Origin of the sequence: Salinivibrio sp. AR647 (genome assembly GCF_001995415.1) — a bacterium.
Lineage (GTDB): Bacteria > Pseudomonadota > Gammaproteobacteria > Enterobacterales > Vibrionaceae > Salinivibrio > Salinivibrio costicola.
Map to the genome: position 1 here is coordinate 87114 of NZ_MUFE01000004.1, position 14214 is coordinate 101327.

A 14214-nucleotide genomic window follows, 5' to 3' on the forward strand; every position below is an offset into this window, starting at 1 on the left:
CCAGGCGGCTTTTGAGGTTCACTTGTCGTACGTCTTGATTTTATCCCAACTTATTGGTTACTGCTCAAGTGTTTTTTCCACTTTTTCATACAAATCGTTCGCCAAGTTATCCATATCGGCGAGCTCTTGCAGTACATTACGCATTTGCTGTTGACGCGCTGAGTCGTAGTACGCCAGTTTCAATAGCGGATCAATCAAGCGCGACGCCACTTGCGGGTTAGACTGGTTTAACGTCACCAAGATCTCTTTTAAGAATCGATACCCTGCACCATCTTTAGCATGAAAACGTGCCGGGTTACGATTACAAAATGCGCCAATTAAACTCCGTATACGGTTAGGGTTTTTCAACGTAAATGCTGGGTGCGACATTTGCGCTTTTACTTGCTCTAACGCATTATCGGCTGGATTGGCGCCTTGCAGCATAAACCATTTATCCATCACCAACCCATCATGCTGCCACTGATCACTGAAGCCTTTCATCAGCGGCTCTCGGCAAGGCAATTGTGCACTGTTTGCTGCGCTCAGGGCTGCCATGGTATCTGTCATATTGTGCGCTTCTTGATAATGCTGCTCAACATAGCCATTGCCATTTTCTGTATGGGCCAAGTAACTCAAACAGGCATTACGCAAGGCACGCTCACCCATCGCTTTGTGTGTGATTTGATAATCCGTTTGTGCATACTGACGATACACAGCAGCAAGCTCATCCACCATATGATCAGCAAACTGCTGTTTAAACGCTGCCATCACTTGGTGAATAGCATCCACGTCGACCGTTTCAAACCAACCTGCTACCTCTGTCTCTGAAGGTAAATTGAGCACTTCAGCAATCAAGGCAGGATCGGTATTGTCACTCAGCAACACACCACGGAAGGCATCAACTACGGATAAGGGCACATCGATCGGTTGGTCATCTTGCACACGCGCTACATTCGCTTTGATATGCTTAGCCAGTAAGCTTTGGCCCGCATCCCAGCGCGCAAAGTCATTCCGAGCGTGCTGCAATAAGAACGCCAACTCATCGTCCTGATAATCATATTCGAGTTTAACCGGTGCTGAGAATTCGCGTAGTAGCGATAGGACCGGTTGCTCATCGACATGATCAAACAGATAGGTTTGCTCTGCTTGTGTGACCGCCAATACGTTAGAAACCGACTCTCCGTGACGCTGTAACTCAATCACACTGCCATCTTGACGGTACATTTCGATATCGAGCGGAATATACAGCGGCTGCTTTTCTTGCTGATCAGCCGTCGCCGGCGTGTGCTGTGTCACATGCAGCGCCAGTTGCTTGGTAGCCGCATCATAGGTGGATGAAACGGTCAGCACCGGTGTACCTGACTGGCTATACCACAGACGGAACTGGGTAAGATCAATGCCTGATGCCTCTTCCATCGCTTGGACGAAATCATCACAGGTCGATGCGGTACCATCATGGCGTTCAAAATACAGCTTCATCCCTTTTTGGAAAGCAGATTCACCGAGAATGGTGTGCATCATACGAATGACTTCACTACCCTTTTCGTACACAGTTAGGGTGTAGAAGTTATTCATCTCAATCACCTTTTCAGGGCGGATTGGATGAGACATGGGGCTTGCATCTTCAGCAAATTGCGGGCCACGCACGATGCGTGCATTGCTGATGCGGTTGACGGAGCGCGACCCCAAGTCAGAGGAGAACTCTTGATCACGGAAAACCGTTAACCCTTCTTTGAGGCTAAGTTGAAACCAATCCCGACAGGTAACACGGTTGCCTGTCCAATTGTGGAAGTATTCGTGGCCAATCACCGCTTCAATCCCCAGGTAATCGGTATCGGTTGCCGTCTCTGCATTGGCAAGCACATACTTGGAGTTAAAGATATTTAGGCCTTTGTTCTCCATCGCGCCCATATTGAAAAAGTCGACGGCAACAATCATGTAGATATCGAGATCGTATTCTAAGTCAAATCGCTCTTCGTCCCACTTCATGGCGTTTTTCAGTGACACCATGGCGTGGTCGGCACGATCTAAATTGCCTTTATCGACGAATATTTCTAACGCGACATTGCGCCCCGAGCGCGTTTCAAACGTGTCTCGCAAGACATCAAAATCACCGCCCACCAAGGCGAATAGATAGCTTGGTTTAGCATGGGGATCGTGCCATTCAACCCAGTGACGGCCGTCATCAAGATCACCCGCCGCCATTTTATTACCGTTACTAAGCAAATAAGGGTACGTCGCTTTATCCGCAATCACTTTGGTGGTAAATCGCGCCAGTACATCAGGACGGTCTAAGTAGTAGGTGATACGACGGAAGCCTTCTGCTTCACACTGGGTACAGTACGCACCGCCAGAAATGTATAACCCTTCTAACGCAGAGTTATTCTCCGGATCTAGCTGGGTTTGAATGGTTAAAGTAAAGGCGGCGGGGACATCGCGAATAATCAATTTACCCGCTTCTTCGCTGTATGCCGTCCAGGTGTCACCATTAATATCCAGGCGCACCAGAGTCAGATCATCACCATCGAGTACGAGATCCGTCGCGCGTTCATTAAGACGTTTTACCTGACTGACTGCTGTCACCAGGGTCTTATTCGGATCAAGATCGAACTCAAGATTGATATCCGTGATAGTAAAGTCCGGTGCGCGGTAGTCATCACGGTATTTGGCGGTAGGTTGTTGAGACATGTTATTTCCTTTTTATCGGGTGTACCTCAGCCAACGAATTGTATTCATTCGCGTTTAGGACGATGTGCATGCCATACCATACCGCGGCTGAGCAAAGATGACTATAGGTTTAACAGTTTGTTATCAAATGTTTGCGTTTACATTTAACGCGATGGCGACAAAGGATTAACGCCCGCTCAATGGGAGACAGACAAAGACACGTCGCTGTACTAAAAACAAACGGTAGTGGTTAAAAGCGCAACAAAATGTCAACGAAGCCTGCCAATCCATGCGGAAATATAATGTGACGACGGTTAAATTTTTTGAAAATTACGGTACTATGAAGCCAATTTCGTTTTGTAACCCGTAAGGCGTTCCTCACGCATGCACAATCCGATCATCACATCGCTTTTGGATACTGATGCTTATAAACTGAATATGCAGCAGGCTGTCTTTCATCATTACCCTGACGTTCATGTCAGTGCGGACTTTTATTGCCGCAGTGATGAAAACCTTGCCTATCTGCGCGAGCAGCTTATCGACCATATTCACCACATGGGGACACTCCGTTTCCAAGCGGACGAGATTGATTATCTCGCCTCGTTAGATTTGTATCAGGCTGATTTTCTCGCCTACCTCTCGCACTTCCAGCTCAACCCTCAACAGGTGACGGTGTCCATTGAAGAGGGACAACTTGCTGTGCATATCGATGGGCCATGGTGTGACGTTATTCTGTGGGAAGTGCCACTGCTTGCGATTATCTGTGAGCTACGCAATCGCGCTTGCTATCCAGAATTGGGAGTCGCGGATGCCTTAGCACGCCTTGACGACAAACTGGCACACTTACCGGTCGATGGCTACTCGGATGACTTCCATCTGGTTGATTTTGGTACGCGCCGTCGTTTTTCGCACGATGTCCATCAGGCTATCGTCACGCGTTTACACGCCGTTTATCCACCGCTAAAGGGGACCTCGAATTGCTGGTTAGCAAAACAGCTAGGGCTTCCTCCGGTTGGCACACAAGCGCATGAGTGGTTTCAAGCCCACCAACAACTGGCGGGCGATCTAGCAGATTCTCAACAGCTCGCGCTTAATGTATGGTTACGCGAGTATCCGAATAGTCTTGGGATCGCCCTTACCGACTGTATCAATATGGATGCCTTTTTGCGCGATCTTGATGCGTCTCTATCTCAGGCATTCAGTGGCTTACGTCACGACAGCGGCGATCCCATCATCTGGGGCGAAAAAGCCATTGCGCACTATCGCCACCACCATATCGATCCCAAAGATAAAACACTCGTTTTTTCAGATAGCTTGACACTGGCTAAAGCCATTCACATTTATCAACACTTTGCAGGTAAGGCGAGTACGTCGTTTGGGATTGGCACACAACTGACTTGTGATCTACCCAATGTGAAAACACTAAATGTGGTGATCAAGCTGACCAGCTGCCAAGGCAAACCGGTTGCCAAAATATCGGATGAACCGAACAAGGCGATTTGTAAGGATGAGGCGCATTTATCGGCACTAAAGGCCGCATTTAATTTGTCGCCGTGAATCACGGCTTTGGCCCGTAAAATGCCGTGACGATAACCGACTTTTACGGGCTGAACGATTCTTGACACTGCTATTCTTGGCGTTGCCGTTGTAATACCGCTTCCATACCAAATACATCATTGGTTAATCGCAAAGTATCAGCGGCCAGTTGGTATTGCGACGAATGACGCCCTTCTTTGTAAATCAACATTAAGTGATCCCCCTCGACCAAATAGACGCCTCGATGGGTCACTGAACGGCCACTATCGCCTCTTACTTGCATCGCAAACAAAAAGTCTGGACGCAACTTTAGCGACACACCGTCTACGTCTTCGCTAACATCATCACCTTCAATACTGTTTGAACGCCACAAACCACTCAGGTTGTCTGGAAGCAACTTCGTAAAGATAGCCCCCTGTAATTGCAACTGGTGATGATTCAGTTGATAAGCATGTACCTGATCCGTGCCATTCTCATCATAAAGCCTCAGTGTTTGCTGAGTAACGCTATATTGGCCGGCCGCTGTTTCCAGCTTTCCGTTACGACGTAACATATCGATACGAAATTCATAGTGGGAGTTAAAGGAGATATTAATTGCTTTATAAGGATGAGGGGTTGATGTTTCGCTTGCTTCACTAAACCAGTACCATTGCCCCAGCAGCAAAGGCACGTCAAAGCGCCCTAAATCCTCGCTATGCACTGGCCATGCCATAAACATGGCAAGTGTGATCCCGTAGAAATAACGCATACCTTCCCCCTACTGATGGTGATGCCTTATTACTAAGATTAGACCTAGTTCTCATTTTGAGTGAAAAAAAGCCCAGGTCGGATGACCCAGGCTTGTAGTGATCACAGTCGTGTCTTTTTCGGGCGCACTACTCGTTAAGAGATGACTTGTTAAGCGATGTCGTGAGATTAACCAGATCTCGCGTAATACTGGCGGCTTCGTCTAGGTAGGCATCGGGCTCTTCATACTCTTTAGGTACATCATCGAGTGACTTGAAGCGAGGCTCACCCATGGCTTCTTGACGTGCATTTAAACGCGCTAAGCGGTCTGCATCTTCGTCATCCATCTCTTGACGTCGTACTTTCTCATTTAAAGACAAGGTATTGTCGTCCTTCTCTTTTTGATAGCGCGCGATATCTTGACGAATAAAACCGAACTCTCGATCGTCAGCAATCCTTGCTTGATGACGTTGCGCGAGGGTATCAATCACTGATTCAGGCAAAGACTGTGCCTGATAATCGGCTTTTTCAATACGATCCCAAGGCAATGCATTGTCTTCCATACTTTCACCGGTTTCATCAGGCGATACAGGCGATGGAAACGCAATGTCAGGTACGACACCTTTATTTTGGGTACTGCCGCCACTGATGCGATAAAACTTTTGGATTGTATATTGCACGTAACCCAGTGGGTTATCGAACAAATCGTAAATATGGTTGAGCGAACGATGCTGTTGCACTGTTCCTTTACCAAACGATTGTTCGCCAATCACTACCGCTCGATCATAATCCTGCATGGCAGCGGCAAAAATTTCCGACGCAGAGGCACTATAGCGATTTATCAGCACGGTCATTGGGCCATCGTAATAGCTTTTGCCATCACTGTCGGCGTTGACTTTCACTCGACCGTAGCTGTCTCTTACTTGCACAATCGGGCCTTTGTCGATGAACAAACCACTGAGCGCCGTTGCTTCACTCAGCGCCCCGCCACCGTTATTACGTAAATCGACAACGATGCCACTGACATCTTTCTCTTGTAAGTTTGCCAGTTCTTTTTTGGTATCGTCGGCTAAGCCGACATAAAACCCCGGTACCGTGAGTACACCAATTTTATCTTCGCCGCGCGCGATCACTTCCGACTTCACCGCACGATCTTCAAGACGAATTTTATCGCGGGTTAACGTGACGTTGTAACTTTTAGCATTAGCGCCTTCAGGAAGAATTTTGAGTTGAACCTCGCTCCCTTTCGGGCCTTTGATCAGTTCCACCACGTCATCCAGACGCCAGCCAATAACGTCGACAACCGATTCGTCTTCCTGGCCAACACCAATAATGCGGTCACCTGGTGACAACTGTTTTGACTTGGACGCAGGACCACCAGCAACCAGAGAACGAATGACGGTATATTCGTTTTTAACCTGTAAAACGGCACCAATCCCTTCAAGAGACAGGTTCATTTCCGATTGAAATTGTTCGGCATTACGGGGAGATAAGTAGCTCGTATGCGGATCAACCTCACGGGCGAAGGCGTTCATGTAGACTTGAAACACATCTTCACTATGGCTTTGTGTGAGACGTTTTAACGCACTGTTATACCGTTTCCCTAGGGTGTCGCGGATCGCATCATCCTCTTTCCCTGCTAGGCGTAAGTTCAATGCGTCATTTTTGACTCGCTTGTCCCAAATCGTATCAAGCTCCGCTTGATTTGCCGCCCATGGTCGCTCAGTACGATCCAGTACCATGCTCTCATCTGCGGAAAAATCAAACGGTTTATCGAGTACTTTTAAAGCGTACTGATAGCGTTCAAAGCGCTTTTTGAGAACCCGGTTATAAATCGCATACGCGGCTTCTGTTTCACCCGCCTTTAATTGGTCATCTAAACGATCTTTCCAACGCGATAGCGTGTCGACATCATCCTGAGTCAAAAAGACACGGTTATAGTCCAGCGTTTCAAGGTAGCGTTTAAAAATAGCCGCTGAGAACGCGTCATCGAGCGTAAACTGCTTGTAGTGCGATCGGGTAAAACGAGAGGTTACCCGCTTAGAAGCGGTTTCATGTTGAGGTTCAGCAGAGAGTGAAGGTAACTCACTGAGTTGAAAATCGGCCTCTATGGCCTGGGCAGATGCTGCCAGCATGAGGCTGGCAGCAATCGCCGAAACGCGGCGTCGACAAAACATGCGTCGAGGAGTCTCCTTTAGGCGCTGAGGTGCTCCGCTTTTACTAACATAGTTAATCCGTTAGTTAGGCGAACCCGCACCTCATCCTTATTAATTTCAACAATGGTCGCAGGTAAATTACCATTGCCCATGTTCACATTTACGTCTTTGCCTACGACAACGTCGTTGGCGCTGAGTTCGCGACGTGGCTCACTCTCTTTCTTAGTCATTTTAGCGGGCTTTGGTTTACTTGTACGGCCTTTTGCCGATTGCGCTGCCGCTTTTTTGCCTTTGACTGGCGCTTTTTCACCGTTTTTCGCCTGAGACTCCGCTTTTTTCGCCTGTTGTTGCTTACGACGCTCAGCGGCCCGTGCTTTACTTTCTGCTAGAGCCTGAGCCGCATGATCAATATGCTCTTGCTCTAACTCGCCGCACGCATTGCCATCTAAATCGACGCGTGACGCACCGGGTTTCACGCTGTGCAGATAACGCCAGGAAGACGTGTACTGACGAAGCGCGGCGCGCAATTGGGTTTTGCTTACCTTGGGATCGCCGTCAAGACGAGTCGCAAGATCTTGAAAAATACCAATTTTTAATGGCTTGGCTTCGCCTTCAACAGTAAAACATTTAGGGAAACGTTCAGCAATATAGGCAATGACTTCTTTGCTGTTCGCGAGCTTTTCAGTATTTTCCATGTTTTTTCCTGGCCTGCTGCAGCAAAACTGCAGCAGCGTATCTACGTGTATTTAAGTATGAAAGTGGTGCGTATTATAGATACCTGATATTAAAAAACTACCAAGATTGGCGAAATCATAAGTGTTTTTGCATTTCTTTGACCAAGGTAGCCAGTCCATGCTCATCTTCTTGGTCAAATCGACCGATACTTGGACTATCAATATCGAGTACCGCATGCCGTTGTCCGTTTACCTGTACTGGCAGAACAATTTCAGCGTTACTGGCGGCATCACAGGCGATATGTCCTTCAAAAGCATGGACATCTTCAACTCGCATGACAATATCTTGTCGATAAGCCGCACCGCATACACCTTTATCAAAAGGAATACGAACACACGCGGGTTGGCCTTGAAATGGTCCAAGCACTAACTCGTCACCGTCATCCAGATAAAATCCTACCCAGTTGATATCGTCAAGTTGGCTATTTAGCAAGGCGCTCACATTAGCAAGCTTAGCGATAAGGTTAGGCTCACCTTCACATAAAGCCACCGCTTGTTGCGTTAACAAACGATAAAAATCCGCTTTGTTTTCCATAAATCACTGCATCTCAATCAACAAGACCATTACAATAGAAAGAATCCAAAGACATTTCAATTGAGTATCTTGATTTATGATCACTTGGCGCTGGCTTCTTGACCAAGCACGACCTCATCGAACGCGGCTAATCTGGGCAAACGTGGTCGCCATTGCTGCCACGCTCATCAGTGTGCCAATTCCGCTATTGATGCCATTGTTGGTCGACGAGGTGCTACTCGACAAACCCGATTGGGGGCTGTCGGTACTTAACACAATACTGCCACAAAGCTGGCAACAGGCTGCGTACTATATCGCTGCTGTCTTAGTGATCGTGATATTAATGCGCACTATCAGCCAAGGGTTGAACATCTTACAAGGTCGCCAATTTACGCTGGTGGGTAAAGCCATCACCTATAAAATCCGTCAGCACCTGATTGCAAAACTCGGCCGTATCAGCATGCGAGAGTACGAACTTCGTGGCAGTGGCGGGCTGACTTCTCACCTTGTCACCGATGTGGAAACCATCGATAAGTTTATCGGGACCACGCTGAGTAAATTTATTATCGGGATCCTCACTGTCACCGGGACAGCGGTGGTTTTGCTTTGGATTGACTGGCGATTAGGCTTGTTTATCTTATTGATTAATCCCATTGTGGTGGCGCTGAGTCGTGCCCTAGGCCAACGCGTAAAACACCTTAAAACGCGCGAAAACCGAGCCTTTGAACAGTTCCAACAGCGACTGGTCGATACCCTAGACGGATTATATCAACTTCGCGCCGCTAACCGAGAGCGGACCTATTTAAAGCAACTTGATGACAGTGCCAATGATATTAAAGTGAGCGCCGATAAATACGCGTGGCAATCTGAGGCGGCGGGTCGTCTTTCGTTCTTAATGTTTTTAGTCGGCTTTGAACTCTTTCGCGCGGTCGCGATGGGCATGGTCTTTTTTAGTGATCTTTCTATCGGCTTGATGTTTGCCGTGTTTGGCTATCTATGGTTTATGCTCGGGCCAGTTCAAGAGCTACTCGGGATACAGTTTGCGTGGTATAGCGCCAAAGCAGCGATGACTCGGATTAACGAGGTCTTGCAATTACCCGAAGAAACTCGGCGTCCAGAGGGGATCGATCCAGGTGAGCTCGTTTCAGGGAGGGAGAACCCGCAAGCAATCGATGTTGAGATAGATAATCTTCACTTTGCGTATGATGATGACAAAGCGGTTCTCGATGGTCTCACCATGCAGATCCCGGCCGGACAACGCGTGGCCCTCGTCGGCGCAAGTGGAGGCGGTAAATCAACCCTCATTCAGCTGTTGTTAGGGCTCTACTCTGTAGAACAGGGGGATATTCGCTTTAATGGCCATTCCATTCATGACATCAAGATGGATGCGCTTCGTCATCAAATTGCCGTGGTATTGCAACAGCCCATACTGTTTAATGATACCTTAAGAAATAATTTAAGTCTGGGGCGTGAGTTTGATGATGCGACGCTCTGGCAAGCGTTGGAGCGCGCACAGCTCGGCGATGTCGTGAATCAGCTGACTCAGGGCTTAGAGACCCCACTGGGACGCCAAGGGGTGCGCTTATCAGGCGGTCAGCGCCAGCGTGTTGCAATTGCGCGTATGCTGCTCGGCGATCCTAAACTGGTGATTTTAGATGAAGCCACGTCGGCACTCGATACTGCCACTGAGCACGCGCTGCATCAAGCAATGCAAACCTTTTTAGCCGGTCGTACGACACTGATTGTTGCGCATCGGCTGTCAGCGGTTAAAGAAGCCGATCTGATTTATGTGCTCGATGAAGGTCAGGTCAGTCAACAAGGGACACACACCGAACTGGTGAATGCACCCGGTGTGTATCAAACCTTATATGGGCAACTTCAACAGGTGGCAGGGAAATAATCGTGATAACGCAACCACCAGATAACACCCTGTCGGTATCTTATCCAAGTCAGATAAGGTGCCCGGGTTGTGATCAGGTGCTACAAGGCTGCCAAACGGGTTACGACCACCTTGCCATTTGCCCACGCTGCGCGACCAAACTCGCACAGGGTCGACGCTTATCATTTAATAGTGAAATCGCGTTAACCTTGACGATACTTATCCTTTTCTTGCCAGCCCATCTCCAACCTTTGCTATCGATAGATTTATTAGGTTCAACGATCAACGCCTCAGTATTGACCGGTGCTGCGCGCCTTTGGTCCGACTTTCCTTTTGTGGCTGCGCTCGTGGTGATTTGTGCCTCTCTAGGGCCACTTATCTTTACCAGCGCTTTACTCACTTTACACCTTGCACGACGACGTCAAGCGATTCGGTGCTTTCGTCTTGCGGTCAAGGTAGTTGACCATAGTCGTCATTGGGTCATGGCGGATGTTTTGATGGTCAGTTTGGCCATCGCTTGTTTTAAAATTCAAGACTATGCCTCCCTGCATTTCTCCATCGGCCTCGCCTGTTACGCGGTTATCCAGATCTTGCTCTCTGTGCTGCTGGTCAGAGTGAATACACAAAGATACTGGGATACTTTTTCTTTAGCTGCGACACCTTCGGACAATGCGTCCACACTCATTCGTTGTGGTCACTGTGGCTTAACACAGACCGCAGACCAAGGCGCGTGCCAGCGCTGCCACCAGCCCCTTTATCGGCGTGTCATTCGCAGTGAGCAAAAGACATGGGCATGTTTGATCACGGCCAGTATTTTTTTGTTTCCAGCCAACGTGTATCCGATCTCAATTTTATTTTCTAACGGTATTCGGCTTGAAGACACCATCTTCTCTGGGGTGGCGAGCTTAATCAATAATGGCATGCCTGGTATTGCCGTGATCATTTTCACCGCCAGCATCATCGTTCCAGTGGCCAAAATCTTGGGGCTAGGATTAATACTAATCAGTTTTCGGCGCCGCACTGCCATTACACCTCGTCAGCATATGTGGCTATATCGTGGGGTTAAGTGGATCGGAAAATGGTCAATGATGGACTTATTCGTCATTGCATTTATGGTGGCATTAATTGATCGTGGCCGCATTATGGACTTTACCCCCGGGCCGGGCGCCATCGCGTTTGGCATTGTCGTGGTATTAACCATGCTCGCCACCGAATTTCTTGATACGCGTTTGATATGGGATCATCATGAGCGACAAACAAGACCTACCCTCACCGATAATTAAAACCACCTATGGCCTGTCTCCACTATGGATACTCCCTATACTGGCGCTAGGTTTAGCCGCATGGTTGGTGTTTCAGTCAATCAATGAAGCCGGGCAACGGATCCAGATTCTTTTTAGTGATGCACAAGGATTAGAGGCTGGGCGGACCATTATCCGCTATCAAGGGCTGGAGGTCGGCAAGGTGCGCAATATTACCTTGGCTGACGATCTTGATGGTATTTATGTCGATGCCAATATCTATCCAGAAGCCACACAGCTTTTAACCTCTGGGACCGAATTTTGGCTGGTCAAGCCTCGCGCCTCCATCACTGGGATCAGTGGCTTAGAAACCTTAGTATCCGGTAACTACATTGCTTTGCAGCCAGGAAAAGGTGAGCCTCGCCTGACATTTACCGCACGCGACGAGCCACCGACAGATATGGCCGAAAAGGCGGGGACGACGGTGAAACTGCGAGCACCAACCCTGGGCTCTCTTAATGTCGGCTCTCCCCTTTATTACCGTAAAATTCAAGTCGGCGAGGTTTATAGCTATCGGCTCGACAGTGACGCGCAAGGCGTGACGCTCTCAGCGTTGATTGAACCCCAATTCGCACACTTACTAAAAGAGCAGACACGTTTCTGGTCGGTCAGTGGGCTTAAAACACGAATCGATGCTTCTGGCGTTGAACTCGAATTAGATAGCGTGGCAAGTTTAATTGCGGGAGGCATTGCGTTCGACTCTCCCAATAACAGCCCTCGTTCGGATGCGAATCAGCCATTTCAATTGTATTCGAGTCTCGCGCATGCCGCGCGGGGGCAAACATTAAACATCGCTTTACCCGCTGATCACGGTCTGCCGGGCCGAGGCACACGGATCACCTACCAAGGATTAGAAGTGGGTGAAATTACGCGTATTGAGATCACAGACAATTATCCTGGTCCTATCGCCACCGCCAAACTCGATCCCAGTATGACCTGGCTACTGAACAAAGACACGCGTATAAAAATCGAGCAACCACAAATTGGCTTTGATGGCTTGAAAAACATCGGTAACCTCGTACTTGGCAATTATTTATCGATTGAGCCAGGTTCTGCGGACGCAGATTCCGTTACATCGGACCATCTATTCACCGCTGCCAACCGCCATCAACAACGTAAACAACAAGACAATGCCTTAACCGTCACCCTGACCGCAGACGATGCCTATGGTCTCTCTCAACATACAAAAGTGTTACACCGCGGCATAGAGGTCGGCTTTATTGACCATATCGGCTTCAATAAAAGTGACAATGTCACGATAGATGTGGTGATCGACCCGCAATATCGTCACCTCGTCAAACAAGCATCGCAATTTTTCATCCTGGGCGGCATTACTGGTGAGCTAACGGGTAAAGGGCTCGACGTGGTTGTGCCTGCAATGGAACAAATTGCCGATCCGGCGCTTAGCTTCACCAGCGAGGGGGCGAAAGGCGCCAACGATACCTATCCGCTTTACACGTCATCCATTCAAGCAAAACATGCCAACCAAAGCGCACAAGGCCAAACGCGCTTTACGCTTGTCGCTGACCGCTTACCCAGTATCAGTGAAGGTAGCCCCGTGATGTATCGTAACTTTATTGTCGGTCAAGTGGAGGGTTACCAATTAAACGGTCAGAGCGTCACCATCGCCATCGCTGTCAATAACCGCTACAAGCACTTAATTCATCGCAATACAGTGTTTTGGAACCAATCCGGACTGGATATCAAAGCCAATTTACGTGGCGTTGAAATTAATACAGGCTCGGTCCGTTCGCTACTCAATGGTGGCATCGCGTTTGGCGACATGCCGGGGATCAGTAATCAACGCAACGGAGAGTGGAAGCTCTACCCTTCCAAACAAGACGCAGCCCAATATGGTGTTGATATTATGCTGACAGTCGACCAAGCCAATGGGGTAAAAGTAGGCAGTGCGATTCGCTATCAAGGCGTCGATGTGGGTGAAGTGATCGACATGTCGCCAGATTTCAGCCAGGAGAAGGTGCGTATACAGGCAAGGGTCTACCCGAAATATAAACGCGCATTGGCGCGTCAAGGGAGTTACTTTTGGTTGACGCAACCCGTACTAAGTCTGACCAAGACCGAAAACTTAGACTCTTTATTTGGAACTTATATCTCCGTCGAGCCCGGCCAAGGTGAGTTTTCCCAGCAGTTTGTCCTGCATGAGACGCCAAAGTATCCGCAAGGACTCACTTTGATATTAGAAAGCGATGCGCGCCATTCAGTGACCCGAGGTACGCCTGTGTTGTATCGAGAAATAGAAGTAGGCACTGTCGCTAAAATAACACTGGGTGAACTCGCTGATCGCGTTTTATTCGAGTTACACATTGCTCCCGACTATGCCTATTTAGTACGCGAGAACTCTGTATTTTGGAATCAATCAGGCGTGGATGTCTCGATAGGATTAACCGGTGCCGATTTAAAAAGCGGAACCATTGATAGTTTGCTAAAAGGCGGGATTGCTTTCTCAACCCCTGAGGAAAAGCCGCTTCAGCCTATCGCTCAGGATCAACAGCATTTTTTACTCCATGATGAAGGGAAAACCGCATGGAAAGCGTGGCGGACAACGATTCCCAAGCCATGATCCCCAGGGTATCGCGCGTCTGTCGCGATACCCTTTTATCTTCATTTCCACGCCCGCATTATTTTCTTCATGCGCTGGAAAATCACTAATGACAAACTACACTATAAGAAACAAAGTTGAATTGGCATCGGGCTCCAATGA

The 14214-nt window shown here is 48.4% G+C and carries 9 protein-coding genes; 4 read left to right on the forward strand and 5 right to left on the reverse strand.

Translation table 11 applies throughout. The features are described from left to right. Positions 1-57: 57 nt before the first annotated feature. On the reverse strand, positions 58-2667 hold the full coding sequence (gene pepN, locus BZG76_RS06155) for an aminopeptidase N (RefSeq protein ID WP_077460559.1): 2610 nt from the start codon (positions 2665-2667) through the stop codon (positions 58-60). Positions 2668-3030: 363 nt separating this feature from the next. Between pepN and pncB the strand changes: the two genes are divergently transcribed. Beyond that, complete coding sequence (gene pncB, locus BZG76_RS06160) at positions 3031-4203, forward strand: nicotinate phosphoribosyltransferase (protein WP_077460560.1); 1173 nt, start codon at positions 3031-3033, stop codon at positions 4201-4203. A 70-nt stretch (positions 4204-4273) separates the two neighbouring features. On the opposite strand, the gene BZG76_RS06165 is transcribed toward pncB, so the two are convergent. From BZG76_RS06165 to BZG76_RS06180, 4 genes are all read right to left on the reverse strand, one after another. Continuing rightward, positions 4274-4930: a hypothetical protein gene (locus BZG76_RS06165; protein ID WP_077460561.1), complete on the reverse strand. Its 657-nt coding sequence runs from the start codon at positions 4928-4930 to the stop codon at positions 4274-4276. Between the two features lie 127 nt (positions 4931-5057). Further along, positions 5058-7085: a carboxy terminal-processing peptidase gene (gene prc, locus BZG76_RS06170; RefSeq protein ID WP_077460562.1), complete on the reverse strand. Its 2028-nt coding sequence runs from the start codon at positions 7083-7085 to the stop codon at positions 5058-5060. Between the two features lie 17 nt (positions 7086-7102). Continuing rightward, complete coding sequence (gene proQ, locus BZG76_RS06175) at positions 7103-7759, reverse strand: RNA chaperone ProQ (RefSeq protein ID WP_077460563.1); 657 nt, start codon at positions 7757-7759, stop codon at positions 7103-7105. Positions 7760-7874: 115 nt separating this feature from the next. Continuing rightward, positions 7875-8333 carry a GAF domain-containing protein gene (locus BZG76_RS06180; RefSeq protein WP_077460564.1) on the reverse strand — a complete coding sequence of 153 codons (459 nt, stop codon included), beginning with the start codon at positions 8331-8333 and terminating at the stop codon, positions 7875-7877. A 76-nt stretch (positions 8334-8409) separates the two neighbouring features. Between BZG76_RS06180 and BZG76_RS06185 the strand changes: the two genes are divergently transcribed. The 3 genes from BZG76_RS06185 to BZG76_RS06195 are packed head-to-tail and all read left to right on the forward strand — an operon-like array spanning position 8410 to position 14073. Next, on the forward strand, positions 8410-10212 hold the full coding sequence (locus BZG76_RS06185) for an ABC transporter ATP-binding protein (RefSeq protein ID WP_077460565.1): 1803 nt from the start codon (positions 8410-8412) through the stop codon (positions 10210-10212). A 2-nt stretch (positions 10213-10214) separates the two neighbouring features. Next, complete coding sequence (locus BZG76_RS06190; RefSeq protein WP_158011330.1) at positions 10215-11474, forward strand: paraquat-inducible protein A; 1260 nt, start codon at positions 10215-10217, stop codon at positions 11472-11474. Beyond that, the gene (locus BZG76_RS06195) at positions 11437-14073 is read left to right on the forward strand and encodes a PqiB family protein (protein WP_077460566.1); all 2637 of its coding nucleotides are present in this window, start codon (positions 11437-11439) and stop codon (positions 14071-14073) included. The genes BZG76_RS06190 and BZG76_RS06195 overlap by 38 nt, the downstream gene beginning before the upstream one ends. Positions 14074-14214: the final 141 nt, after the last annotated feature.